Raw genomic sequence first — 24,990 nt, forward strand, 5'->3', positions numbered from 1 at the left:
CGGCAAAAAGAGGGAATTTCAATAAAATGTATTATTCAATCAAGGTATTCAGGGTTGGGGTTCTAGCGGCAATAGGTGCCGGATTATTGCTCTCGGGGTGCGCGACAACATCGCCAAAAGCGGCATTCAGGGAAATGTTGCCGAAGGAGCAGCGCCTGGATGCGAACGATACCGCCAATGTGAAAGTGGAAGCGGGCGAGGGCGTTGTTATCGATGAATATGAAAAACAGCGATTAGCCCGGAACATCCTGGGAAAGATCGACATGCAAAAATTGCAGAATCCCGATTCCTCTGGCAAGCGTGAGTATGAGATCGCGATCTTGGTGACAAGATATGAAAAAGGCAATGCTTTCGCAAGATTCATGCTTGCTGGGCTTGGGCAAATTCATATCGATGCCAAAGCATCCGTATTCCTGCTGCCCGAACGCACGAAAGTTTCCGAGTTCGATATCGACAAAACTTTTGCATGGGGCGGAGTCTATGGCGGCATCACATCAATTGAAGACGTGGAGCACGGGTTTGCGGAAGGGGTGGCAAAGGCGGTGACAAGCGCGAAGGAATAGGAGGTGGCCCTGTTGCTCCTTTCACCCAACGTGCGGAAAGCAGCATATGGAAACGGAAGGCTGCGCAGTGTGCATGCTTTCTGCCCCGGGCATCCAACTTCAAGCGTTGCGAGCAATAAAAAAGCATATGCTACAAATACCCGCAGTAACATTTGTACCCGCAGCCTATGCCATGATGCTGGCTGGCCTTGCCTTGATGGATGTTATGGCACGTTCTAAGAAGCAAGCCGTTTGATCCGGTTGAGCCGATCAAATCACGATAATCCCATTCTTGTGATGGGATTTTTTTCGCATATGCGTATATTAAAGCCGTGAGCCGCAAATGCCCTCAATTGGAATAGCGGGAGGGGCCGATTTTTATGCGTGAAATAGCGTGCGGATGCCGTAAATTAATGCTGCCAGGCGGGGAAAGCAGCCATACGAAGATGAGTCCGTGCACGCGCAAAAAGGTTAGCGAGGGAGTCCACCACCCGCTTTGAATCATGAATCCGGATAATGACAGCGCATTCTATATTTTACTGCGTAGATTATTAGTAATGCTGGATTATCAGCCATTTCTACCGGGACCACGGTTCTGAGTTTTTGCAGGATACGGGAGCGGCAGTCTGCTACGGTATGCTCAACGATATCAAATTTTATGGCAATATCCTCATTCGTCTTTACGTCGCCGAGAAGCCAAAATACCTGTTTTTCGCGTAATGTCAGAAGCGACTCGGGTTTCGCTACCTGTGGAAAAACAGTTTGACCGTTAATTATCTTATTGATCGCATTGATAATGATGGACCCTGGTTCTTTTTTATTCACGTAGCCTCGTGCGCCAGCCTCGATTGCACGGAGTATAAATTCCTCCTCGTGATGTAGCGTAAATACCAGAACGGCTATCGCTGGAAATTTGGTACGAAATTTTGTGGTCAATGCGATACCGTCGGTACCCGGCATTTCGATATCCGTTACTACCAGATCTATTGCCATATCGTTTGCGTGGCGCAATGCTTCTTCCGCATCCGCCGCCTCGGCAACCACGCGGAAAGTTGGCCTGGTCTCCAGCCGGCCTCGTAATGCGTCACGCATCATGGGGTGATCATCCACAAGCATGATGTTAATGGGTCGATCGTATATCATGGCAGCCTTGGAAGAAAATAATGTAACAGGGATAGCGGAATGGTGGCGATTACCGTTGTGCCACTGCTTGTGGAGTTGATCTGCAAGTGTCCACCAACCTCTCCCAGCCGTTTTTTCATATTCCGCAAACCCATGCCAAACCTTGGATCGCTGTCGATCCGGCCTGCATCAAACCCTGTGCCATTGTCGCGGATGGTGAGCGTCACCCGGTGCTTGCCGCCTTCCAGCCGCATTGATGCCTGGCTGGCAGCCGCGTGCTTCATGACATTCTTCAGCGCTTCCTGGGCAACACGATACAAGACTTTATTAACAGAACCCGATAAGCCATCTGTATCGCCCCCTGCGGTGAATTCGACGGAGGCCGCTATATTTTCCATATCATGAGCCAGTTGACGTAGCGACGTTGTCAGACCGGGGCCAGAGCCAATCGTACCCGGATAAAGGTCATGGGCAATTTTGCGGATGTCTCCGAGGATATTATTCAGTTCGGCCGCCATTCGCTCGAACGTGCTCTGTGCCGGCGTGAACTGCTCGGGCATTCCCGTCAACTGGATAATTCCCGTTTCAGTTTGAAGTCTGGCAGATATCAACCTTTGGCAGATGTCGTCGTGCAACTCGCCCGCCACTCTGGCGCGTTCCTCCGCTTGCGCGGCCCGGCGCTCCCGGATATTGAGCACCAGGCCGGACGCAATCACCACGATCACCCCAAGGAATGCAATGACGCCAATCCAGCGCATCGTGTCGAAATTATTGCTCCACACCTGTGCCTCGACGTTGGTCAGCACTTCATCGACGTCGTCCAGATAAATGCCGCTGCCCAGAACCCATCCCCAGTCTGACAGCGGAATGACATGCGTAAGTTTAACAGCGGGTTTTCTGGTGGATGGCTTTTCCGTGGAATAGGTTACAAAGCCTCCGCCCTGGCGGGCACGGCTGATCAATTGCTGGATGGTCGGGAAGCCGTTCAGATCTTTATAATCCCACCGGTTCAGCCCGATCAGGTGCGGCCTTCGCGGATGCACAAGCAGCTTTCCCTCGAGGTCGTACACGAAAAAATACCCATCACTCCCATAATCCAGCCTCGCCAGGATCGCTTTCGCATCATCCATCGCAGCGGCATCCTTGCGGCCGGATTCATAAATATGGGCGATCGAGTGTCTGGCCAGCATGACATAGCTCCTCAGTTCCATCTCCTTGCTGGCAAGGTAAGTCTGTCGAATGACCTCTTGCTGAGCTTTGGCCAGTTCTGTTGCGTGGTGATACACAGCGTATGCAATTATGCAAAGCGCCAGAATCAGCGGCACTGTGGCGAATATGATGATTTTTTGCCTTAGCTTCATAAGTGATATTTTATCGCCCGCCTGTCAGGGCGCATACGTAGAATTACGTATCCGCTCTGCGTGTTGGTACGCGGGTTCGAGAGGGTAGAATATCGTCAAATATGGATGACTGAAAAAGCATGCGCCTGATGAGCCGCAAACACGGTTGAGCCAGCAGTCTCCGGCCGGGGTGTCTCGTCCACGCTGAGCTTATCGAGGGCGGTGAGGCAGCTCAAGCTCTGCCATAATTTATGAGGCATAATACCAGCCGGTTTTTTTCCGTTCAATCTTTACGCAAACGCTTGAGAGAATATGGCGGGTGATATTCTGCGATGTTACCGGGAGATGATCATCCGCATTGAACGCGATTTGTCTTCTTCCTGTTTTTCCACTTCATCATTCTTTCGGTTGACGATTACCGCGCCTGTGCGATATGCCTGCGTTCTTAGCGGGTGACCTCCGGTTCAAGATAAGCGGTCATGCCCATTTTTTTCGGAAAATAAGAGAGCAACATGGATTTTCTTTCGGAGCTGGCGATCATTCTGGTTTGTCTGTTTTATGGCGCTCGCAAAGGGGGGATCGCGCTTGGCTTGTTAAGCGGTATCGGCCTTGTCATATTGGTGTTCGTTTTTCAATTGCCGCCGGGGAAGCCGCCAGTGGATGTGATGCTCACCATAATCGCAGTCGTGGCTGCGTCGGCCACGCTTCAGGCCTCGGGAGGGTTGGAGGTGGTGCTGTGGGGAATTGAGAAACTCTTGCGGCGCAATCCAAGATTCATATCGGTACTGGCCCCCTGTACCACTTGCGGATTAACGATGGTGTGCGGCACAGGGCACGTCGTGTACACGATGCTGCCCATCATTTATGACGTGGCAATCAAGAACGGCATCCGGCCGGAGCGCCCAATGGCTGCCTCCGCCATCGCGAGCCAGATGGGCATTATCGCGAGTCCGGTATCGGTGGCAATGGTTTCGCTGGCGGCACTTCTTGCCGTTATTCCCATTGAAGGCAGGTCAATCGACTTCATTACCGTGCTATCGATTACTGTCCCCTCAACGTTAGCGGGCGTATTGATCGTCGGTATTTTCAGCTGGTTCCGGGGTAAGGAACTCGATGAGGATGAGCGGTTCCAGGCGCTTGTTGCTGATCCCGATAATCGGAAGCGCGTGTATGGCAAGGCCATTACATCGGAAAAAAAACGATTGTTACCCGGCCAATGGATCGCAATGAGCATATTCATAGGAGCGATAATGGCAGTATCCATGCTCGGCGCAATCGAATCGCTCCGGCCCATCGTGGATGGCAAACCGTTATCGATGGTGATCACCATTCAGATATTTATGCTGATGGCAGGTGCTCTTATTATCCTATTTACAAAAACGGATTCTGCCGCCATTGCCCGAAACGATGTTTTTCGTGCCGGCATGATCGCTGTAGTTGCAGTATTCGGTGTTGCCTGGATGGCTAACACCGTATTCGAAGCAAACCTGCAGGATATGAAAATTGCACTGTCAGACCTTGTAAGGGCTCAGCCATGGACATATGCAATCGCGCTGCTAGTGGTTTCCAGGCTGGTGAATTCCCAGGCGGCTGCCATCACCGCAATGGTGCCGATGGCTCTATCGATGGGCGTGGCACCCGGATATATCATCGCTTTTGCGGCTGCGAGCTATGGTTATTTTATTTTACCCACTTATCCAAGCGACCTGGCAGCCATCCAGTTTGATCTCTCGGGTACCACCCATACAGGCAAATATCTTATAGATAATAGTTTTATCCTGCCTGGGCTGATTGGCGTAGCCACCTCATGCATGTTCGGCTACCTGCTGGCTACTACACGCAGCCTGATATAAGGCATTATCAGCCATGCGCTGATCTGCCAAGCCGTTTCCCGATATAGGCGGAGCGGCGATATGTGAATTTCACCTGTCGAAGCGTAACATGTCACTTACAGGTATGAAGAGAACAGGCTTCGCTTGCGCGTTCCTGTTCGTCCAAAGGACGGATGATATCCATCCTTCCATTCGAAATGCGGCCACGTGATCCGGTTTCGCCAACGCGGTGAAAATAGCAGGTGTCCCCGCCGGGAGCTCCGGGAACCGGCTAGCAGGTTTTTTTAAAGCTTGCGTGCGGACTTTATTCCGCGCAGGGTTTTGTCCAGTAGAAGACGCGTTTTTTTGGCGGCTTGCTCTTCATTCTTAGTCAATTCTTTCTGCACCATTTCCGCAAAAACGACCAGATCCTGCCGAGGGTAGGCATCCTGCACGCCGCAGTCCTGAAAGAATTCGGCAATCCAGCGAGCATTCAGTTCGGTGCGTCCCGTTTCCTCCAGATACTCGTTAGCCGCCATCTTGACGTAATGGGTCAGTTTGGGCATGGTGTCTCCTTGGTTGAGCCAGCAAAGGCAACGATAGCTGAAATCCGCTGAATTATATAGAGACAGCAGCGATATGATTCCCCACAATTGGCAGCGAACCAAGATCGTATGTACGCTGGGCCCGGCGACGGATCCTCCCGGCGTTATCGAGCAACTGATCGAGTGCGGCATGGATGTTGCGCGCGTGAACGCATCGCATGGGGGTCATGCCGATCACGCGAGGCGCATTGAGCGGGTGCGCAACGCCGCGAATATGCTCGGCCAGCCGGTAGCCATACTCATCGATCTGCCGGGTCCGAAATTCCGCATTGGCGACCTGCCGGATAATTTTTACAAGCTGGCCGAAGGCGAGATGATCACGCTGATTGCGGAGGACAGCTTCGTGAAGGAAGTGGGGGGTAATGCGGAAGAACGCAGCCGCCTTTTGCCGGTGCGGGATCCGGAACTGCTCCCGGCGCTTCGTGCGGGAGAGTCGGTGTTCCTGGCCGATGGCTCGATCGAGCTGTGCGTGAGGATCACGGCCGCCGCCGGCGTGCATTGTGAAGTGATCATCGGTGGCACCGTGCGCTCCGGCTCCGGGATCAATGTTCCCGAATCGGTCCTGAGCGAAATGGTGCCTACCGATGACGACCGGCAGCATCTTGCATTCGCGGTGGCGCAGGAGGTGGAATGGGTCGGCGTGTCGTTTGTGCAATCGGCCGGCGATCTTGCGCGGGTGCGGGCATGCCTGCCCTCCGGGGCGGGGGAACGGCCGCTGCTGATGGCCAAGATAGAGAAGCGCCAGGCCCTCGCGGATCTCGATGCGATCGTGGAAGCGTCGGACGGCGTGATGGTTGCGCGCGGGGATCTGGGGGTCGAGACCGATCTCGCCGAGATACCGGTGGTGCAGAAGCGCATTATCGCGGCGGCCAATGCGCGCGGCCGCCCGGTGATCACCGCCACGCAGATGCTCGAGTCGATGGTGGAGCGCGAGCATCCGACGCGGGCGGAAGCCACCGACGTGGCCAACGCGGTCCTCGACGGAACGGATGCCGTGATGCTTTCCGCCGAGACGGCCATCGGCCGATTTCCTGTCGCCGCAGTGCGATTTCTTGCCCGCGTGCTTGCTGCGACGGAGAAGGGATACAGCTTGCGCATGGCATATGACCGGATGCGGGCGACGGATATTCCCAGTTCACCGGACAACCCGGACAATGCCCTGAGCTTCGCTGCATGCCAGCTCGCGGCGCGCCTCGGCGCCCGAGCCATCGTCGTGCCCGCCCATACCATGGCGGCAGCATTGGCTATTGCCCGTTTTCGTCCCCAGGCGCCGCTTGTCGTCGTGGCGAGCTCCATGAGATTGTATCGGAGCCTGGCACTGGTGCGCGGAGTTTCGCCCCTTCTTTCCATCGCCGCATCCGACACTGGAACCGGCACTGGAACCGGCCCGCAGGCTTGCCTGATTCAAGCCGGAGAGTGGCTGGTCGCGCAGGGTCTGGCGGAACCCGGCGACCAGGTTGTGCTGGTTTCCGCTTCCAGCAGCGCTTGCGAAAGAGCCGACACGCTCCGGACGATACGCTTGAGCCGGGATGGGGGAACCGGATAGGCGGTTTTTCCCGCTACAATTCAGGAAGCGTACCTGAATCCCCGGTATCCTTGGCGAGCATTACCCGATTACGTCCCGCATTTTTCGCTTCATACATTGCCTTGTCCGCACGCTCAATCAATGCCTCCTTGCGTTCGCCTGACCTCAACATCGCAACGCCCACGCTGATTGTTATCGGGATGCTGAATTCCTTCAAGTGCAGGGGAGTATCCATCACCCCTTTGCGTACCCGCTCCGCGATGACTTCCGCCAATTCCAGAGGAGTGTTCGTCATGATAATAACGAATTCCTCCCCTCCGAATCTGCCGATCATGTCGAAGTCCCGCACCGCCGCCTGTAGCCGGCCCGCCACATGCTTGAGTACGAAGTCGCCCACCACGTGTCCGTAGGTGTCGTTGATTTTCTTGAAGAAATCGAGATCGATCATCGCCACGCATAAAGGTTTGCCACTCCGGCCATCGTGACCCCTGTGCGCGATATCGATATGATGATCAAGGGCTTCCATGAGCGTGTTATATCGCATCAAGCCCGTGAGTTGGTCGGTCGAGGCTTCCTGGTGCCAGTGGGATGTTTCCTTGCGCAACTTGGTAAGCGCCTTTCGCAGTTCATCAATTTGCGGAAGATGGTAACCTTCCGCGCTCAGGTATACATTCAGGGAGGTGAGTTTCACAACGCAGTCGATGAGGGGCCCCAAGGTTGCCGTATCATCGGCAAATTTGACCGATAGATTGTTTATCAGGGTTTGCTGCGTGAGGCTATGCTGTAACTGCAGAAGGCCTTGGGGAATTTTTGCGCGCACGAAAGCGGCGGCGATGGCCAGCCGTTCTCCAAAATACTTCGGGGTATCGAAATCCTGGCCGTAGCATTGCAAATGCAGCGTCCATGTTTGCGTGAAGCATTCGATACCGATATTCCGCTCGATCAGCGCGAAGCCCCGATCCCGCGCCAGCGCGATGCAGCAGGAATGGACCATCGCCTTGGCTTCTCCCCCTGTGGTTTCTCTCCGTATACGCTCCGCCAGTTTGGCATGCTCCGCTTGCAGACCCAGTATCGATAGTGTTTCCCGGATTCGCGCGCTGTCAAATCCAAACGCCGCGCAATCGAAAGTGGTATCAGTATTCATGAGATATGGAGCGCGTGGCGCATTCATTGGTTCCCATAAGTGTTTGCGATGGAGGCAGGATGATTTTCATGGGATGACGGCATCCTGCAGGTTGCAGCTTAAAGCATAATGCACTACGCTCAACAATTCCGGCATTGATGACACAAAATGGTAAAAAATTAATCATGAAACAGTCATCGAGCACCAGTTTCCGGAGCATGCGTCATATACCATGAACCCGTACGGAGTCACCATGAACCTCTGCCCCCGCGTGATACTGGCATCTGTCATTGTTTCCTCCGCATTGATGGGATGCGCGTCGCCCCGCTCTTTTCTGGGCGCTTCGTTGCCCAAGATGAAATATGAGGATGTCAAAAAGAGAGAGACACCGTATCGCCTGCAGCTCGTTGTCGAGTTTCAGCGAAATGGCGCGCATTTTCCCAAGGGAGATATCCCATTGCGGGATTATGCCGCAAAGATACTTGGCGACACCGGTGTTATTACCCCGGTTGATGTGGTCTCCGCGGTTGACAACCAGGGCGATGGCGCCGTCCGGATAGTCCTGAACAATATTGCCGACAGCGGCACCGTTGCCGCGGAAGCGGCCCGCTCGGGGTTTCCGCTGTGGATGGTTGGAAAAACCATTACCGATGCTTATACCATGTCGATGGCCATCACCATGAAAGGGAAGACGATCAGGCGGACCGGCATAAAACACGCATATCACACCGCCCTCGGCAATATGGAGATACCGGAGGGAATCGAGGTTTTTCCTTCGAACGAGGCCTTCGGACGAATGCTTGAGCAGATGATTCTGCGGGGGTTGCAGGATATGCAAGGAAGTGGTGAATTGTCATGGCTGGGTGAGCCGGAAGCGATTGTTTTTTCCTGGGCAGCTTTCCGGCCGGGTTACGCCGCGCTCATCCAGTCTGTCGATGCCGGATCGTTTATTGCCCAAGACCATTCGGGAATGGCTCGTCCCATCTAATCGGAATAGCCGGCATTCATCCTCCGCTCTTCGCGGGAGTAGTAACGCACGTCGCCCAAGGGCACGACCACCAATCCGCCCTCGGTCACGTGATATTTCTCCCGGTCGCGCTCGGGATCGAAACCGATTTCGGCACCGGGAGGAATCACGTTATGCCGGTCAACGATCACGTGGCGCAGCTTCGCTCCGCGCCCGATGCGCACATAATCCATGATGATGCAGTCTTCGATCTGCGCGCCCGGCTCAACCATCACTTCGCGCCGGAGGATCGAATTGCGTATCTTCGCGTTTCTTATGATATTCGCCGCGCCCAATAGAACATTGTCGAGTTCGCCTTGCATCACCCAGGAGGTGGGTCCCTGGTAATGGCTGGAAAAAATCGGCCACTGAGGGTTAAAAAGATCAAAGTGGGGCTTCAGGCCGAGCATGTCCCGGTGTGCCTCGAAATAGGTGTCCAGTGTTCCCACATCGCGCCAGTAGCTTTTTTCCTCATAAGGCTTGGTATCAGGCACCACGTTGGTTGAAAAATCGTAGGCATACACCCGATGGGATCTGGACAGGCGCGGGAGCACATGATGGCCGAAATCAGTCGCGCCCTCTTTGTGCGCTTCCTCCAGCGCTGTCCTCAGCAGGTCCGCGTTGAACAGATAATTTCCCATGGACGCATAAGCATGCTGCGAATCGTTGGGCATGGGCTTCGGTTGCTCCGGTTTCTCCTGAAAATCCCTGATTCGTTGCGACGCATCCGCTTCGATAATGCCGAAGTTCGAAGCCTGCTCCAGTGGCACGGGAAGTGCAGCCACGCTGATATCCGCGTTGTTCTCGCAGTGAAAGCGTACCATCTGCCGGACGTCCATGCGGTAGATGTGGTCCGCGCCGAATACCGCCACCAGGTCCGGCCGGTGCATGTCCATCAGGTTCAGGCTCTGATACACCGCATCCGCCGTGCCACCGAACAGGGTATGTTCCGTCATCATCTGCGGCGGCACCACCGTTACGAACTGCTCGGAAAACAGGGTGGAAATTGTCCATGCTTTGCGGATGTGCTCGATGAGGGATTGCGGTTTGTACTGCACCAGAAGATAGATTGAACGAATGTCGGAGTTCACCAGATTGGTGAGGACAAAATCCACGATGCGATAGCGGCTGCCGAAGGGTACCGCCGGTTTGCAGCGCTCTGTCGTCAATGGCCGCAGGCGCGAACCCTCGCCACCCGCCATCACAAAAGCCATGACTTTTTTCCGGCCTCTTCTCTCCCACATATCGTTCTTCCTCCTTAACCTGAATCCGGCCTTTGGATGGGAAGAAGCACGCCGTCCGGGGAGGCAGGACAAGGCGTCCCAACGCAGCCATGCGCCCCCAGAACAGTGCAACCTGCCCGAGGGTGGACTCGCCGGGAAGCGAGCATCCAGTGGCATGAAAATTGTTTAAAAATCATGGTGGCAGACTCTCAAATAAGCGCTCAACCCTCAGATCCAGGTTTAATCACCGGTCAGCACGCTGGTTTAGTTATAGCCCATATCGTTGCGGTTTTCTGCTAGAGTGAAACAAGCCAAAAGAAAAAATTCGAATCCCTTTACTCAATCCATGCCGATCGTTCCTCTCCTTCATATGCTCTGCCAGTTCGCGGGGCGCCGGATATTGCCGCACGGCCATTGCTTCCGATGAAAGTCTGGCCCGGAAATCCCTATCCGCTCGGCGCTACCTTTGATGGCGCGGGAACAAACTTCTCGCTGTTCTCGCATATGGCTGAGCGTGTTGAGCTGTGCCTGTTCGATGAACAAGGCCGCGAAACCCGGGTCGATCTGCCTGAAAGCACCGGCCGCTGCTGGCACGGCTACTTTCCCGGCATCGAACCGGGGCAGCGCTATGGCTTCCGCGTACATGGGCCATGGGCACCCGAACAGGGCCATCGCTGCAATCCGGCCAAACTCCTGCTCGACCCCTACGCCAAGGGCATTGACGGTGATATTCGCTGGGATGAGGCGGTATTCCCTTACCCTTTCAACGGGGATGAAAGTGCGCAAAATGGTGCGGACAGCGCACCTTTCATGCCCAGGTGCACCGTCCAGCAACCCTTCTTTGACTGGGCCGGAGACCGCCAGCTGCGGCGTCCATGGAATGAAACCATCATCTACGAACTTCACGTCAAGGGTTTCACGGCGCAGCATCCGGACATACCGCCCGAATTGCGCGGCACCTACGCCGGTCTTGCTCATCCGGCCGTGATCGCGTATCTGAGACAGCTCGGCGTCACGGCTGTCGAGCTGATGCCGGTGCACTATTTCGTGCAGGATAAACGCCTGGTGGACCAAGGGCTGCGCAACTACTGGGGGTACAATTCCATTTCCTACTTCGCGCCGCACGGCGGCTACGCGGCGGACAAACGTCCGGGTGCCGCCAGCGCCGAATTCAGGCAGATGGTCAAGACGATGCACCAGGCTGGCATGGAAGTCATCCTTGACGTAGTCTACAACCACACCGCCGAGGGCAACCACCTGGGGCCGGTGCTGTCCTTCAAGGGCATCGACAATGCCTACTACTATCAGTTGATGGCGGGGGATCGCCGTTACTACATGGACTACACCGGCACCGGCAACAGCCTCAACATGCGCCAGCCGCACGTGCTGCAACTGATCATGGATTCGCTGCGCTACTGGGTACTGGAAATGCACGTGGACGGTTTTCGCTTTGATCTGGCCGCTACCCTGGCGCGAGAACTGCACGAAGTGGAAATGTTGTCCGCCTTCTTCGACATCATCCAGCAGGATCCCGTCATCAGTCAGGTCAAGCTGATCGCCGAACCCTGGGATCTCGGCGAAGGCGGCTACCAGGTCGGCAATTTCCCGTCGGGTTGGTCCGAGTGGAACGGCAAGTATCGCGATTGCCTGCGCAATCTCTGGCGCGGCCAGGAAGAAACCCTGAGCGAATTCGCCTATCGCTTCGCCGGAAGCCCGGATCTTTACGCCGATAACTCGCGCATTCCATTTGCCAGCATCAATTTCGTCACCGCGCACGACGGCTTCACTCTGCGCGATCTGGTGTCTTACAATTGCAAACACAATCAGGCCAACGGTGAAGACAACCGCGACGGCAGCGACGATAACCGCTCCTGGAACTGCGGCGTAGAAGGTCCGACGGGTGATACCGAGGTGCTTGCCCTGCGCGCACGGCAGCAACGCAATTTTCTGGTCACGCTGATGCTGTCGCAAGGCGTGCCCATGCTGCTCGCGGGGGATGAAATCGGCCGCACCCAGCAGGGCAACAACAATGCCTATTGCCAGGACAATGAGATCTCCTGGCTTGACTGGGCGCACACCGATGAGGATTTACTGGAATTCACCCAACGCCTCATTGCCTTCCGTCATACCCATCCAGTCTTTCGCCGGCGCCGCTGGTTCCAAAGCCGGGCCATCCATGGAGCGGATTGCAGCGATATCGCCTGGTTTAGTCACACCGGCGAACAGGCGAGCGAAGAGCCATGGGGAGGGGGGCTCGCCAAAAGCCTGGGAATTTTCATCAATGGCGAAACCATTCCCAATCCCAATGCGCGCGGCGAACCGGTTACCGACGACAGTTTCTATCTGATCTTCAATGCCCACCACGAAGCGCTGGATTTTATTCTGCCAGCGACCCGCTGGGGACCAAGCTGGCTCCGGGTGCTCGACACCACACAAGGCTGGGCCGAAGATGCCCCACCGCTTCAGGCTGGCGCCACGCTGACCGTGGCGCCGCGGTCGATAGTGCTGTTGCAGCGCCAGGGCTGACCGACTGTTAAAGTGTCTCAGCCGATATTTATGGGCTTTCAAGTTTTATCCGAAAAATCTGTTTTGCCAGACAACCCCAGCGCGTTGTGTTTTGTGTTATCATGTTGTTATTAAATATTAATTGCGCATGTTGCAAGCTTATGGGCGGTAAAACCATGGCCTCAACAAGGGATGTCAAGATAGATGAACCAACTTGCGACTGCCTAAACTCTTCAAAGCGTTCTCGTCTTCCGGAATACCGTTGCGGAGATCCTCGGTTTTAACCACGAGGGGGAGAAGAACCATAGCCCCCTATCCCACGAATGAGGTTAAATACCCCGAGCCCCGAGGGGCAGGGTGCTTTGCTTAATGGATACATGGAACGTATACATGGTGCGCTGTTCAGACAGCAGCTTATATACTGGCATTGCCATGGATGTAGCGCGACGCGTGGGCGAACACAATACGAATGATGTGCTTGCCGCCAGATACACCCGCGCCCGGCGTCCAGTGACGCTTGTGTACCAGGAAAAATACGATACGCGCTCAGAAGCCAGCATACGCGAGTATGAAATCAAACAAATGGGCAGGAAAGAAAAATTGATGCTGCTTGACGCCCACCTGGCCTTGAAATAATAACTGGCGGGGCCAAAGACTCCCCGGGATTTTCGGTGGTTCTCCAAGAACCATGTCATTCGCAATGCCACGAATCACGCGCTCGGATATGAATATGGGGAAAGTAAGGATTCCTTCGTAAATGTGTCACATCAATAGAGCGGTCCCGGGTTATGCGTGTCCATTGGGGCATTTCTTTGAGATTTTATCTACCCATCGCAGTTCTGTTTAAAAATGCCTTGCCCTGCCGCCTTCACCCACTCATCGCGGTTAGCGTTGGCATGTAGTCGTAATCCCAAGTCCTTTGGATATCACTCGCATTGGATTTTCTGCCCAATGCCCCCTGTAAAATTCTACAGCTATTCAGAAACCTGACAGAATGATCTGATAGCGTGCCATCAGTTATCATTGCCGACCATGTCTCCGATTTAATGACAGCGCATCACCGAAGACTAGCAGTACTATTTTTACGGAGGCTAGGATTGTTACGACACCAGATAATTAATAGTCTCCTGGCAGAGTCCACCGGGAAAGTTGCGGATGCCGCGATTTACGCATGGGAGCGCCTGGCGACCCAAATTATTTCAATCGTCGGTGAAGATGGTTTCAATTCACTTTACGCGAGAAGCCTATTTCTGAGCCAGTCAAAATTTCCCTGGCTCGCGGCTAGCCAATTCCCACCACAGATTGATCACCGGTTTGCAGGACTCAAAGCGAGCCTTGAAGGACAAGCGCCTGCGCAAGCCAGTGAAGCAAACCGTCTGCTGCTGATCACTTTTACCGACATCCTGGCGTCATTGATTGGCGAGCAGTTAACCACCCGTATTTTAAGTTTAGCTTGGGATACTGATATTTCGAATAGCACTGGCACGGAGTTCAAAAATGAATGAGAAACTATGCATACGCCGCCTGGCAACGGGCGTTCCCGGTCTGGACAACCTGTTGGGCGGCGGCCTGCCAGAATTTTCCTTCAACCTGATTGCCGGCACGCCGGGAACCGGGAAAACTACGCTCGCTCATCAGATCATGTTCTCCCTGGCAAATCCTGATAATCGAGCGTTGTTCTTCACGGTACTGGGCGAACCCGCTTTGAAGATGCTTCGTTATCAACAACAATTTCCGTTTTTTGACATCAATAAAATCAATGAGTCGATCCGCTTTGTCAACCTGTCTGCAGACCTCATGGAGGGAAGTTTTGACCGCGTATTGTCACGCATCGACGAGGAAGTGAAAGGCTATGCCGCCAGCCTGGTATTTGTCGATTCGTTTCGATCCGTCGTCAGGTCAGTAAAGCGTGGGGAACAGGGCGTGTTCGAATTACAGCGGTTCATCCAGCAATTGGGCATGCAAATGACGAGCTGGCAGGCAACAACATTTCTGATCGGCGAATACTTGTCGCCGGAATCAGAATCAAGTCCTGTCTTTACCGTGGCGGATGGCATCCTGTCGCTTTCACAGAATTTGCATCGCAATTCAGTGGTGCGCAAGATGCAAGTAGTCAAGATACGGGGTCAAGCCCAGGCGCAAGGTTTGCATACGTTTCGTATCACGGATCACGGAATTGAGGTTTTCCCGCGGGTGATCATCGAGCAAGGCGAAGCGGTTGAATCAGCAAAAAAGCTGCCCACCCGCGACGAACGTGTTTCCATGGGGATACCCGGCCTGGATGAAATGCTGGGTGGCGGCTTGCCGGTGGGCTATTCGCTGCTCGTGGTGGGGCCATCCGGTTCCGGAAAAACCATATTGGCGACGGAATTTCTGGCCGAAGGCGTGCACAAGGGCGAACCCGGTGTCATTGCGGCGTTTGAAAAGAGCCCCAGCCAACTGCTAAGCACCAAGCTGTCATCGCTGGTGAACACTGGGCAGGTTGGGGTGATCGACACGCGTTCCCTGGATTTGTCGATTGATGAAACCCTGCATGATTTGATCGAAATGATTGATCGAATGCAGGCAAAGCGCCTGGTGATTGATTCTTTGTCTGGCTTCGAACTGGCATTGGCGCCCGAATTAAGCGAGGATTTCCGTGGCTCGCTGTACAGGATGATCGCCAAGCTGACCGGCATGGGCGTGACCATCTTAATGACCTCTGAACTGGAAGACCGTTTCACTGATTTGCGCTTTAGCCCATTTGGGAGTGCTTTTCTTGCTGACGCAATCATCGTGCAGCGCTATACCGAAATCGGGGGCCAGCTCAAACGCGTCTTCTCGGTGGTAAAAGTGCGTGGCAGTGAGCACAGCAAGGACATTCGACTGTTTGACATTACAGATGGAGGCATCGTTATTGGTCAGACCTTGGCCGGGTATGACGGAATCATGTCGGGCCATCCTAAGATCGACCCAGCTAAAAGATCTGGGTAACGGAAGGGATGGCCATAATGAGCAGAAATGACGATGACGGCGTTTCTGATACCAATGATTCGGAGACCGGTAACCCAGGTCAAATGGACCTACCCAGCGAGCACAAAGACAAGTTGCTAGCTTCCCGGGAAAAAGACATTACACGCCGGGAAGGTGCTGTCGTTGACGACAAGGCAACCCTTCTCCAACGCGAGAAGCTGGTTACGCGGCGTAAAGATGCCGTGGAACTTCGTGAGAATGCCGCTGACTTGCGGGAAGACACTGCCCATCGGCGCGAAGAGACAGCCTTCGTGCGCGAGAGTGTGATTCACGGAGTAGATACGGGACAAACACAACGGCAAGAGGTCGTGGAACTTCGTGAGAATGCTGTTGATTTGCGTGAAGATACGGCCCATCTACGCGAAGGGACTGCCTCCTTGCGGGAGGAGGTAATTCGCAAGACCGATATGGGACAGGCCGCGTCCGACGACCACCTGATGATGATGCAGCAAGCGAACGCCAGGTTGGTAGTCTCTGTAATTGAAGCGCATAAGCTGGCGGAGCAAGTCGAAACGGTTGCCACCAAACTGCAATACTTGGCCCATCACGATGGTCTTACCAGCTTGCCTAATCGAATGCTCCTGCAAGACCGGCTTAACCAGGCGATTGAGTTGGCTCGCCGTCAAGGCAGGCGATTTGCAGTGCTATTCATGGATCTGGATCGATTTAAAAAAATCAATGATTCCCTGGGACACGGAGTTGGCGACCAGTTGCTGCAGTCGGTGGCACAGCGCCTCCGGGGTTGCGTGCGCCACTCGGATACCATCGGCCGCCAGGGGGGAGATGAATTCGTGGTACTCCTGTCGAATATCATGCACGCAGAAGATGCGGCGCTCATTGCACAAAACATGCTCACCGCACTCGCTGCTCCACATCTCATCGATCATCATGAGCTCTTCGTTTCAGTGAGTATCGGCATCAGTATTTACCCCGATGATGGCCAGGAGGCGGAAACCCTGCTCAAGAGTGCGGATAGCGCTATGTACCATGCCAAAGAAGGCGGTCGCAACAATTACAAATTCTTCGAGCCTGAAATGAGTGTGCGGGCTGTCCATCGTCAGTCCATCGAAGTTAGCCTGCGCCTTGCGCTGGAGCATCAGGAATTCGTGTTGTACTACCAGCCGAAAATAAATGTTCACAGCAATCGGATTATCGGGGTTGAGGCGCTCATTCGTTGGCAGCATCCGCAATGGGGGTTAGTGCCTTCGTCACAGTTTGTACCCATCGCTGAAGATTGCGGCCTGATCCTGCCAATTGGCCGCTGGGTACTGCGCGAAGCCTGTCTCCAGGCCCGGACTTGGCGACAAGCTGGTTTGCCGCCCATCACCGTCGCGGTGAATATCTCTGCACTCGAATTCAACGCCCCGGATTTTCTGAAAAATGTACGCATGACGCTTGAGGAAACAGGCCTGAAGCCGCATTATCTGGAACTCGAGCTGACTGAAAGTGTACTGATGCAGGACCGGGAGTTGACCGATTCCGTGCTGCATGCACTCGCAAATTTGGGTGTAAAGCTTTCGATCGATGACTTTGGCATCGGCTATTCGAGCTTAAGTTATTTGCGGCGGTCTCCGATCGGTACTCTGAAGATAGCCAGGTCATTCGTGCGTCAGATGACCACCACTTCCGACGATGCCGACATCGTCAGTGCCGTAATCTGCATGAGTAAAAAGCTCAAACTGCGCGTCATAGCGCAAGGTGTGGAAACTCCAGAGCAGTATGCATTTCTTCTGGCTCGGCATTGCGACGAGGGCCAAGGCTACTATTTCAGCCGTCCCGTTGTCGCAGAGACGTTCGCCACCTTATTGCAAACCGGTATTCCCCCCGCACTCCCCAGGTGATGAGGGGGAGACTTCCCTTCACTTCTTCAGGCCCTGCCTCATCTGGAGAGCCCGAAGCATGAAGTCATAAATAACCGATTCATGAAAATCATTTCAGACCCTGACCTCTCATTGGCATCGGCTCACAAGCCCTCCTTATTGGAAAAAAATAAAAAAGGCTCGATAACACCTTGTTTCTTCAGGAATAGCGCATTAGGATGATCGTGAGGGTTCCTCCGTAAATGAGGAACATCAAGTTTTCATTCCATCTTGAATGTCACGCCGTAGATTGCACTAAAAAGGAGTTGGCCCCGTCTTCTGTGCCCTCAATAACGCATAGGGAAATGTATCGAAGAGTTGATCCAGCGCGAGTCCATGCGCTTCCCCGAGCGCCTGCAAGCTGAAGGTCTCGTCCGTCAACGTGTTAGTCCAACTCTCATGTATGCGTTCCGGCGGCAATTCGAACCAGGTGTTGCCCCACACGAGCTTGCCGGCCGGGATCCGGCCATGGTCTCCCATGAGTCCGCCAAGCAGACGCGGCACTACGACCAGCAGGGTTTCGTCGCCATGATGCCGGGCGAAGGCACATACCTGCTCAGTGCGTTCCCCATGCGTTTTCAAGGGCAGGTATCCGCCGTCCCGGAAAAGTGCTTCGCATTCGCGCCGGAATGCCAGTATCCGCCAAGTCAGATAGAGCTTGATCCGGCCGTCCGGCAGATTCTCAAGCAGACGCTGCGCGCACGTGGCGGCACCCTCGTTGGCATAGAGGATCTTGATCGCTTGCAGGGCCGCATGCCGTCCCGCGTAGTCGACGGGGCGGCGGTTGTCCGGATCGACCAGGCTGAAGTCCCATACTTCATTGCCTTGATAGATGTCCGGCACACCCGGCGAAGTAAGTTTGAGCAGCAGTTGCGACAGGCTGTTGAAAGCGCCCACGCGTGCGATACGCTCCTGGAACGGCAAAAAATCACGCAAGAACAGATTGGCGGATTCAGGGGATAACAGCCGGCGCACGAAATCGCGCGTCGCTTCCTCATATTCCGGGTTGGGATTGATCCACGAACTGTATACCTTCGCCTCGCGTCCGGCCTTGAGCATGTAGGCTTCCACGCGCTCGGCTAGCCGAGCCAGTTCCGCCGAATCTGGTGGACCCGGCTGAGCCTGACCGGCGGGCCACACGCCAAGCAGCGTCTGGTAAAGCAGATACTCGTCGTTGCGGCTTGGCGCGTATTCGCCGGTATTCAACTTGCGGCGGTTTCCGCGGTTGAGTTGGCTCCAGCGGGAAAGCGCGCGCTTCCATGCGTCCGGTATCTCGGAGAGCACGCTGATGCGCGCCCGCACATCCTCTGAGCGCTTGTTGTCGTGAGTCGATGTGGCCAGCATGGCGTGCGGCCAGCGGCGTGCACGTTCCTGATTCTCTCGGTGGAATGCCGCGAGCGACACGCCGAAGCGCTGCGGTTCGCCACCGACCTCGTTCAGGGACACGAGCCGGTTGTACTGGTAGAAGGTCGTGTCTTCCACCGCCTTGGCCATCACCGGGCTGGTGTACTGCTGAAACTTCATGGCAAAGGCGCGCACTGCGTCATGCTGCGTCTCGCTCTTTCCCTGCGCATGCAGCGCCAGCAGCACGTCATGCACAAAATCAAAAATGCTGGTGTCCGCCACCTTGCTGTGTTTCTTCGCGACTCCCACCGCCCAATCCACATAACGGGTGTCTTCCGCCGAAGCCTCGCGATCGGCGATATAGGTACGGTAGACCGGGAAGCTCGCCACGATCTCGGCCAGCGCGCCGCGCAGGCTGTTGAAGGTAAAGTCGCAGGTGCGGCGGCTGCCTTTCGCGATACGCATCAGTTGAGTGGCCAGCACCTGCAGTTCGCCCGCCAGTGAGGTTTCCATGATCAGGTGCTTGTTTGCCCGTATGATCTTGTCCAGGTCCGGTTTTTCCCGGATGAAGCCCTGATAGAGCCGGGTAAAATGATCGGTGGCGGTACCGTCGACAAACAGGCCGCCGCACGTCGCCACGAAGTCATAGCCCGTGGTGCCATGGATCGGCCAGGAGTCCGGAAGATGCTCATGGGACGCGAGAATCTTTTCCACGACCATATACAGTGGCTTGGGATCTTCCTCCGCCGTTTGGGGGGAAAGCTCCGCCGCCATGGCCTGCAAGCGCTCAAAGTATTCCTTCGGCGCGTACAGCCCGTCCGGATGATCGATGCGGAGCCCGTTTACATCGCCGCGCGCCAGCCACTTGCGCACCAACTGGTGGGTGTGCTGGAACACCTCCGGATCTTCCATGCGTAGCGCCGCCAGATCATTGATGTCGAAGAAGCGGCGATAGTTGATCTCATCCGCTGCCGCGCGCCAGAAAGCCAGGCGGTAGGCCTGGGCCTCCAGCAATTCGTGCAGTGGATCAAAATTCACGGTATCCGGCGCCGTGCCATTGAAAGCTGCCACATTTTCCTGAATGAAGTGCGCGATGTCGGCACTGCTTGCAGATAGCGAGGCCAGGTGACGCTTGTGCATTTCCTTATCGCGGGCGCGCTCCTCGACTGCGCCGGGAGCCGCACCGTCGCGTGGCGGCAGGTGGCTAAAGGCGGTGATCAGGGACTGGAGCTGCAAAAACTCCGCATGCTCATCCCCCAGCCGCATTCGCAGGCGTTCCAGGCCACGGCCCAGAATGCGTGGATATTCCCGAGGGTCCACGGGGAAACGATGCTCATAGTAGAACACACTGAATGCGCCTTGCCCGGCATCGAATGCAAGCTTGAGCTCACCATTTTCCAGAATCGTGCCGTAATGGTCGCCGAGTACCGGCAGCAGGACCCGGCCCGGCAGATCCCCGGCGATGAGATACCAGTCGATGTCGAAATAGCTGGCGAACCTGGATGCCGGACCATTTTCCAGCACATCCAGCCACCAGTTGTTGTCGGCACCCATGATGCCCATGTGATTGGGCACCACGTCCATGATCTGACCCATGCCGTGCCGTTTCAAAGTGGCAACAAATTGTTCGAAGTCTTCGGCGCTTGTGATCTCCGGATTAAGGCTATTGTGGTCAGTGATGTCATAACCGTGGCGGCTGCCGGGGCGGGCCTCGAGCAGTGGTGACAGATAGCAGTGGCTGATCCCCATCTCATCCAGATACGGAATCAGCTCCGTTGCCTGCTTCAGGTCGAAGTCGCGATTCAATTGCAGCCGGTATGTCGCGCGGGGTATCCACGATTTCACGCCGTTCGCAACGTCTCCTCCGGATGGAGTAGCATGCAAAACCGGCCGCTCCCGCTGCAGGGCGAGTGTTAACCCTTGCAGGAAGGCACTGCCCTGCCACTCCTCCAGATTGAGCGGCATCTTGAGCCGCCAACTAGGGTAGGCCGGTTCCACCGTGCCCGGCAAATTCGGCTGCTCCCGCACGCCGAAACCATCTTCCATCTGCACCAGCAGCAGTTTGGACGGTGCCCGCGCCAGGTAGGTGTACACAGCCGCCGCCAGCTCCGCCGTCATCTCGGGGAAGCCGACCTGATGCAGGCCACCGCTAGCCGGCAGCACGCCTTCGCTCTCCAGCGCCACCAATATCTGCGCGCGATCCGCGGCACGCTCGACGATCTGCCGGTTTCGTGCCGCATCGTCGGGAAACAGATGCCTCTGCTGGCGCAGATCAATGTCCAGCCCTTGCCAGAATCCCGCCAGCGTTGGCAGATCGTGCGTCGTAACCGCTGTTACGGCATTCACCGGATATTCTTGTGGCGGCTTCAGCCGGCCGTCGTCGCGCCGCTCGAAATACAGCAGCCGCGTCGACATCACGTTCATGGGCTGCAAAGCCTGGCGCACTTCATCGGGAACGGTACCCAGGTCTTCGCCCACCACCAGGCAGCGATTGCGCTGGCTTTCCAAAGCGAGAATACCCAGCAGATCTTCGAATGGATAACGCACGTAGGCGCCTTCCGCAGCGGGCAGGCCGCGCGCAACCCAGAAAAGGCGGTACAGACCCATCACGTGGTCTGCGCGCAGCGCCCCGGAATCACGCATGTTGGCCCGCAGCAGCTCAATGAAAGGTGCGTAGGCCGCGGCGGTCAGTTGATGGGGAATCCACGGCGGCAGTCCCCAGTCCTGACCAAGAGAGTTGAAATCGTCCGGCGGGGCGCCGGTGCTGGCGCGCAATGCATAGAGTTCGCGCCGTGCCCACGTGGCGCCACCACCTTCCGCCACGCCGACCGCCAAATCGAACATTACGCCTACACCCAGCCCCAACGCCGATGAAGAGGCGCCTATAGCCCCCAGTTGCGCGGCAGCCTGCCATTGCAAGTATTCGAAGTACTCAACCCGCTCCAGATGGTCATCGCAGAATGCCGCCACCTCCGGCGCATGCGGTTCACGGTAGGCTTCCGGCCACGCGGGCCAGCCCCACACCGTGCTGTCCTGAACGCGGAAATGCTCCTGTAGCGCCTCGAATAGCGCCTGTTTGCGCAGGCTGTCGCCGTGTTCGGCCTGGAAGGCGCGAAAAGCCTGCGCCCGGCCAGTGTCGCGACTCAAGTGATGGGTGCGGAAATATCGGTAAAGGTGCTCGCAAACGTTCGATTTCGCCTCCGCGGCAGCGCGATAATCCACTTGCTCCGTGGCGCGAAGCGCGCGCAGCCGAGCCTGGAAGCGAGGTGCCGCCACCATCGCGCGCCCTTCCTCGCACTCGGCAAAATCGGCGATGGCTTCCACGTCCAGGTACAGGATGTTGAACCAGGCACGACTGGACGGGCTGTATGGACTCGCATGCTCGGGTGCATCCGGGAAGAGCGCATGCAGCGGATTGAGCAGCAGCGTGCTTGCGCCGGCCTGGGCACAAAATTCGATCAGGCGGCGCAAGTCGCCGAAGTCACCGATACCATAGTTGCGCTCGGAGCGGATGCCGTAGAGCTGGGCCGCGAAACCCCACACCCGCCCTTCGCCGTGAATTGCCGGTGGTTCGTAGCAGGTGGCGGGCGCGACAATAAGGGGCATCTCGCCGCTGAGGCCAAGCCGATCCGCGCGCTCAATCGAGAAACGGTGATAGCCCGGCTCCACGGCGAGATCCAGCGCCAGCATCCGCCGCGCGAATTCCTGGCCGTCGAGATGGCCGCGCTCTACGTCATTCAGCGTGGCCGGGATAAATTCACCCCTATCTTCGATGCCGGATTCCCGGCGCAGGCACCAGCGATAGGGCTGCCTGTCCTCGCTCACCGGCAGAGCGATGGCGATGCGGTGCGGCTGCGCCGGTTCACGCACCACCTGTACCGCCGATAATGGCTGTTCCCACTTGCCCCGCTCGAAAGCATGCAAGGACGAGGCGGCTTCTTCCGCGGTGTTCGCCGTTATTCCCATGGCGCCGAGCAGGGCGCGTTTTGCGGCTTCGGAGGTATGATGGGCATTGCCCCAGATATCGCTGTACCACGGCATGACGCCATACCGGTCGCATAGTTGATCAAGCGGATTGCTCATGCATCTCCTCGTAGGCCCGATATTCCGCAGGCTGACAGAACAAGCCGGATGCCAGCTTTGTTCATTCGTGCCACCCGCCAGCTGGAGGTTCGAGTGTCCAGACTACTGACCATGGACCGAGCACGCCTTGCGCCGTCGCTGCTGACGAGGCGAACACAGTTTGTCCGGCCGAAACGGCTGCGTGAACCTTTTCTACCGAGAAATTCGCCAGCAGCCGCAGCGTCGAACGATCTCCCAGATGCCACTCGACCCGCAAGCCGACGGACGCAAATACTTCAAACTTCGCGGAATATCCTCCCATGCCGCGCAGGCGCGGCACTATGATTTCCCGGCGCAGCTTCAGGAGGTTCCGGTAATACGCCAGCCAGTCCGCCTGCGTGCCGTCGGCGAGCGAATCCCAGTCGAGCTTTGAGGCAAGAAAAGTCTGGATCTCATTCGGGTCCGGTATGGCGGCCTGCATCGCCGCATCGGCGAAGCGCGCGAATCGGGCAAATTCGCGCCGCCGGCCTTGCGTCACCGCTGCGCGCAGCTCGCCGCTAAAGTCACAAAAGAACCGGAACGGCGATTGCGCGGCGAACTCCTCGCCCATGAACAGCATGGGGATGCTCGGCGCCAGCAGATAGACAGCGGCCCCGGCGCGCACGGCGGCGGCCGGCGCAATATGCGCAATGCGTTCCCCGAAAGCGCGGTTGCCCACCTGGTCGTGACATTGCAGGAAGGACACGAAGGCTTGCGGAGGCAGATGCGCGCTCGCTTCGCCGCGCTGCGCATGGCCGCGATAGGCCGACGCTTCTCCCTGGTAAGCAAATCCTTCCGCCAGGCAGCGGCCGAGATGGCGGATCGGCTCATCGGCGTAGTCCATGTAGTATCCATCCGCCTCCCCGGTTGCGAGGACATGCAGGGCGTGGTGCATGTCATCATTCCATTGGGCCGCATATTGGACGCCAGAAGCGTGGCGCCCGAGATAGCGCGCCACGTTGGCGTCGTTCTCCAGAATCAGGTGCACCTGGCGTTTCCCATCAATGCTTGCGTGCGCGCGCTCCGCCAGTTCGGCGAGAACGTGTAGCTCGGAGTCGTCGACGATCGCATGCACCGCATCCAGACGCAGGCCATCGAAATGATACTCGTGCAGCCAGTACAGTGCATTGTGGATGAAAAATTCACGCACGTACCGGCTGTGCGCGCCGTCAAAATTGATCGCCGCACCCCAAGGGGTATGATGGCGCTCGGTAAAGAATTCCTTCGCGTAAACATGGAGATAATTTCCCTCCGGCCCGAAGTGGTTGTACACCACGTCCAGCAGCACCATCAGGCCTTTTGCGTGCGCGGCCTGAATCAACGCCTTGAGGTCTTCCGGGCGGCCGTAGCGGCTATCCGGGGCGTAGGGCAGTACGCCGTCATAGCCCCAGTTGCGCGTTCCGGGAAAGTCGGCCACGGGCATCAGTTCGAGCGCCGTCACGCCCAATTCCGCAAGATGGTCGAGCCGTTCCATCACTCCCGCGAAGGTTCCCCCGGGCGAAAAGGTACCGATGTGCAACTCATAGATCACGGCTTCTTCCCATGGGCGCCCGCGCCATGCCGCATCCCGCCATTCGAAGTCCGCAGGATCGATCACCTCGCTCGCGCCATGCACATCGTCCGGGTTGAAACGCGAGGCTGGGTCGGGAACACGCAGGCCGCCGCCCACCTCGAAACAATAGCGCGTGCCCGCACCGGCATGGGATGCAATGAATTCGAACCAGCCGCCGCCGCACGAGTCCATCGAAAACGCCTGCTCATCTTGCCCGGCATTGATCCACAGCGTTACCCGGCCGCAGCCGGGTGCCCACAGACGGAAGCGTACGCCCCGTTCCGTGATGCGCGCGCCATAAGGCATGTCATGGGATCGTG

The 24,990-nt window shown here is 56.4% G+C and carries 17 protein-coding genes; 10 read left to right on the forward strand and 7 right to left on the reverse strand.

Annotated elements, in window-relative coordinates; translation table 11 throughout:
• Nucleotides 1-26: 26 nt before the first annotated feature.
• Nucleotides 27-563 carry a DUF4410 domain-containing protein gene (locus EBAPG3_RS08345; RefSeq protein WP_004176485.1) on the forward strand — a complete coding sequence of 179 codons (537 nt, stop codon included), beginning with the start codon at nucleotides 27-29 and terminating at the stop codon, nucleotides 561-563.
• A gap of 46 nt (nucleotides 564-609) precedes the next feature.
• A complete protein-coding gene (locus EBAPG3_RS08350; protein ID WP_004176483.1) occupies nucleotides 610-798 on the forward strand; it encodes a hypothetical protein in 189 nt (62 codons plus the stop codon).
• A 245-nt stretch (nucleotides 799-1,043) separates the two neighbouring features.
• Here the strand turns inward: EBAPG3_RS08350 and EBAPG3_RS08355 are convergent, their stop codons facing one another.
• Both EBAPG3_RS08355 and EBAPG3_RS08360 read right to left on the reverse strand, forming a co-directional pair.
• The gene (locus EBAPG3_RS08355) at nucleotides 1,044-1,685 is read right to left on the reverse strand and encodes a response regulator transcription factor (RefSeq protein ID WP_040851840.1); all 642 of its coding nucleotides are present in this window, start codon (nucleotides 1,683-1,685) and stop codon (nucleotides 1,044-1,046) included.
• On the reverse strand, nucleotides 1,682-3,025 hold the full coding sequence (locus tag EBAPG3_RS08360) for a cache domain-containing protein (protein WP_004176478.1): 1,344 nt from the start codon (nucleotides 3,023-3,025) through the stop codon (nucleotides 1,682-1,684). The genes EBAPG3_RS08355 and EBAPG3_RS08360 overlap by 4 nt, the downstream gene beginning before the upstream one ends.
• 491 nt (nucleotides 3,026-3,516) lie before the next feature.
• Here EBAPG3_RS08360 and EBAPG3_RS08365 point away from each other — a divergent pair, with 491 nt between their 5' ends.
• Complete coding sequence (locus EBAPG3_RS08365; protein ID WP_004176474.1) at nucleotides 3,517-4,857, forward strand: anaerobic C4-dicarboxylate transporter; 1,341 nt, start codon at nucleotides 3,517-3,519, stop codon at nucleotides 4,855-4,857.
• A 263-nt stretch (nucleotides 4,858-5,120) separates the two neighbouring features.
• Here the strand turns inward: EBAPG3_RS08365 and EBAPG3_RS08370 are convergent, their stop codons facing one another.
• Nucleotides 5,121-5,381 carry a hypothetical protein gene (locus EBAPG3_RS08370; RefSeq protein ID WP_004176473.1) on the reverse strand — a complete coding sequence of 87 codons (261 nt, stop codon included), beginning with the start codon at nucleotides 5,379-5,381 and terminating at the stop codon, nucleotides 5,121-5,123.
• Nucleotides 5,382-5,454: 73 nt separating this feature from the next.
• On the opposite strand from EBAPG3_RS08370, the gene pyk reads away from it, so the two are divergent.
• Entirely contained in the window at nucleotides 5,455-6,966 is a 1,512-nt protein-coding gene (gene pyk / locus EBAPG3_RS08375) for a pyruvate kinase (protein WP_040851838.1), read from the forward strand.
• A gap of 13 nt (nucleotides 6,967-6,979) precedes the next feature.
• On the opposite strand, the gene EBAPG3_RS08380 is transcribed toward pyk, so the two are convergent.
• Complete coding sequence (locus tag EBAPG3_RS08380; protein WP_151898896.1) at nucleotides 6,980-8,089, reverse strand: GGDEF domain-containing protein; 1,110 nt, start codon at nucleotides 8,087-8,089, stop codon at nucleotides 6,980-6,982.
• 232 nt (nucleotides 8,090-8,321) lie between these two features.
• On the opposite strand from EBAPG3_RS08380, the gene EBAPG3_RS08385 reads away from it, so the two are divergent.
• A complete protein-coding gene (locus EBAPG3_RS08385; RefSeq protein ID WP_151898897.1) occupies nucleotides 8,322-9,056 on the forward strand; it encodes a hypothetical protein in 735 nt (244 codons plus the stop codon).
• On the opposite strand, the gene EBAPG3_RS08390 is transcribed toward EBAPG3_RS08385, so the two are convergent.
• Nucleotides 9,053-10,318, reverse strand: a complete 1,266-nt coding sequence (locus EBAPG3_RS08390) for a glucose-1-phosphate adenylyltransferase (protein WP_004176462.1) — start codon at nucleotides 10,316-10,318, stop codon at nucleotides 9,053-9,055. The genes EBAPG3_RS08385 and EBAPG3_RS08390 overlap by 4 nt on opposite strands.
• A 402-nt stretch (nucleotides 10,319-10,720) precedes the next feature.
• Here EBAPG3_RS08390 and glgX point away from each other — a divergent pair, with 402 nt between their 5' ends.
• From glgX to EBAPG3_RS08415, 5 genes are all read left to right on the forward strand, one after another.
• Nucleotides 10,721-12,823: a glycogen debranching protein GlgX gene (gene glgX / locus EBAPG3_RS08395; protein ID WP_004176459.1), complete on the forward strand. Its 2,103-nt coding sequence runs from the start codon at nucleotides 10,721-10,723 to the stop codon at nucleotides 12,821-12,823.
• A gap of 369 nt (nucleotides 12,824-13,192) precedes the next feature.
• A complete protein-coding gene (locus EBAPG3_RS08400; protein ID WP_335582677.1) occupies nucleotides 13,193-13,438 on the forward strand; it encodes a GIY-YIG nuclease family protein in 246 nt (81 codons plus the stop codon).
• A 461-nt stretch (nucleotides 13,439-13,899) separates the two neighbouring features.
• Nucleotides 13,900-14,307 carry a hypothetical protein gene (locus EBAPG3_RS08405; protein ID WP_004176451.1) on the forward strand — a complete coding sequence of 136 codons (408 nt, stop codon included), beginning with the start codon at nucleotides 13,900-13,902 and terminating at the stop codon, nucleotides 14,305-14,307.
• Nucleotides 14,300-15,775 carry an ATPase domain-containing protein gene (locus EBAPG3_RS08410; protein ID WP_004176449.1) on the forward strand — a complete coding sequence of 492 codons (1,476 nt, stop codon included), beginning with the start codon at nucleotides 14,300-14,302 and terminating at the stop codon, nucleotides 15,773-15,775. The genes EBAPG3_RS08405 and EBAPG3_RS08410 overlap by 8 nt, the downstream gene beginning before the upstream one ends.
• Before the next feature lie 17 nt (nucleotides 15,776-15,792).
• Nucleotides 15,793-17,655, forward strand: coding sequence for a putative bifunctional diguanylate cyclase/phosphodiesterase (locus tag EBAPG3_RS08415; RefSeq protein WP_227869183.1), 1,863 nt, complete (start codon nucleotides 15,793-15,795; stop codon nucleotides 17,653-17,655).
• A gap of 273 nt (nucleotides 17,656-17,928) precedes the next feature.
• On the opposite strand, the gene EBAPG3_RS08420 is transcribed toward EBAPG3_RS08415, so the two are convergent.
• Together EBAPG3_RS08420 and treZ are read right to left on the reverse strand one after the other, a co-directional pair.
• Entirely contained in the window at nucleotides 17,929-23,100 is a 5,172-nt protein-coding gene (locus tag EBAPG3_RS08420) for a malto-oligosyltrehalose synthase (protein ID WP_085921995.1), read from the reverse strand.
• Between the two features lie 61 nt (nucleotides 23,101-23,161).
• Nucleotides 23,162-24,976, reverse strand: a complete 1,815-nt coding sequence (gene treZ / locus EBAPG3_RS08425; RefSeq protein ID WP_004181212.1) for a malto-oligosyltrehalose trehalohydrolase — start codon at nucleotides 24,974-24,976, stop codon at nucleotides 23,162-23,164.
• Between the last annotated feature and the right edge of the window lie 14 nt (nucleotides 24,977-24,990).

It is taken from the genome of Nitrosospira lacus, assembly GCF_000355765.4.
Lineage (GTDB): Bacteria > Pseudomonadota > Gammaproteobacteria > Burkholderiales > Nitrosomonadaceae > Nitrosospira > Nitrosospira lacus.

What these genes read in the sequence shown, in the direction of transcription:
- EBAPG3_RS08390 (WP_004176462.1), bottom strand. Translation starts at nt 10,318, where the DNA reads ATGTGGGAGAGAAGAGGCCGGAAAAAAGTCATGGCTTTTGTGATGGCG.
- EBAPG3_RS08365 (WP_004176474.1), top strand. Translation starts at nt 3,517, where the DNA reads ATGGATTTTCTTTCGGAGCTGGCGATCATTCTGGTTTGTCTGTTTTAT.
- EBAPG3_RS08420 (WP_085921995.1), bottom strand. Translation starts at nt 23,100, where the DNA reads ATGAGCAATCCGCTTGATCAACTATGCGACCGGTATGGCGTCATGCCG.
- EBAPG3_RS08410 (WP_004176449.1), top strand. Translation starts at nt 14,300, where the DNA reads ATGAATGAGAAACTATGCATACGCCGCCTGGCAACGGGCGTTCCCGGT.
- EBAPG3_RS08360 (WP_004176478.1), bottom strand. Translation starts at nt 3,025, where the DNA reads ATGAAGCTAAGGCAAAAAATCATCATATTCGCCACAGTGCCGCTGATT.
- EBAPG3_RS08350 (WP_004176483.1), top strand. Translation starts at nt 610, where the DNA reads ATGGAAACGGAAGGCTGCGCAGTGTGCATGCTTTCTGCCCCGGGCATC.
- treZ (WP_004181212.1), bottom strand. Translation starts at nt 24,976, where the DNA reads ATGCCTTATGGCGCGCGCATCACGGAACGGGGCGTACGCTTCCGTCTG.
- EBAPG3_RS08385 (WP_151898897.1), top strand. Translation starts at nt 8,322, where the DNA reads ATGAACCTCTGCCCCCGCGTGATACTGGCATCTGTCATTGTTTCCTCC.
- pyk (WP_040851838.1), top strand. Translation starts at nt 5,455, where the DNA reads ATGATTCCCCACAATTGGCAGCGAACCAAGATCGTATGTACGCTGGGC.
- EBAPG3_RS08380 (WP_151898896.1), bottom strand. Translation starts at nt 8,089, where the DNA reads ATGAATACTGATACCACTTTCGATTGCGCGGCGTTTGGATTTGACAGC.
- glgX (WP_004176459.1), top strand. Translation starts at nt 10,721, where the DNA reads ATGAAAGTCTGGCCCGGAAATCCCTATCCGCTCGGCGCTACCTTTGAT.
- EBAPG3_RS08400 (WP_335582677.1), top strand. Translation starts at nt 13,193, where the DNA reads ATGGTGCGCTGTTCAGACAGCAGCTTATATACTGGCATTGCCATGGAT.
- EBAPG3_RS08415 (WP_227869183.1), top strand. Translation starts at nt 15,793, where the DNA reads ATGAGCAGAAATGACGATGACGGCGTTTCTGATACCAATGATTCGGAG.
- EBAPG3_RS08355 (WP_040851840.1), bottom strand. Translation starts at nt 1,685, where the DNA reads ATGATATACGATCGACCCATTAACATCATGCTTGTGGATGATCACCCC.
- EBAPG3_RS08345 (WP_004176485.1), top strand. Translation starts at nt 27, where the DNA reads ATGTATTATTCAATCAAGGTATTCAGGGTTGGGGTTCTAGCGGCAATA.
- EBAPG3_RS08370 (WP_004176473.1), bottom strand. Translation starts at nt 5,381, where the DNA reads ATGCCCAAACTGACCCATTACGTCAAGATGGCGGCTAACGAGTATCTG.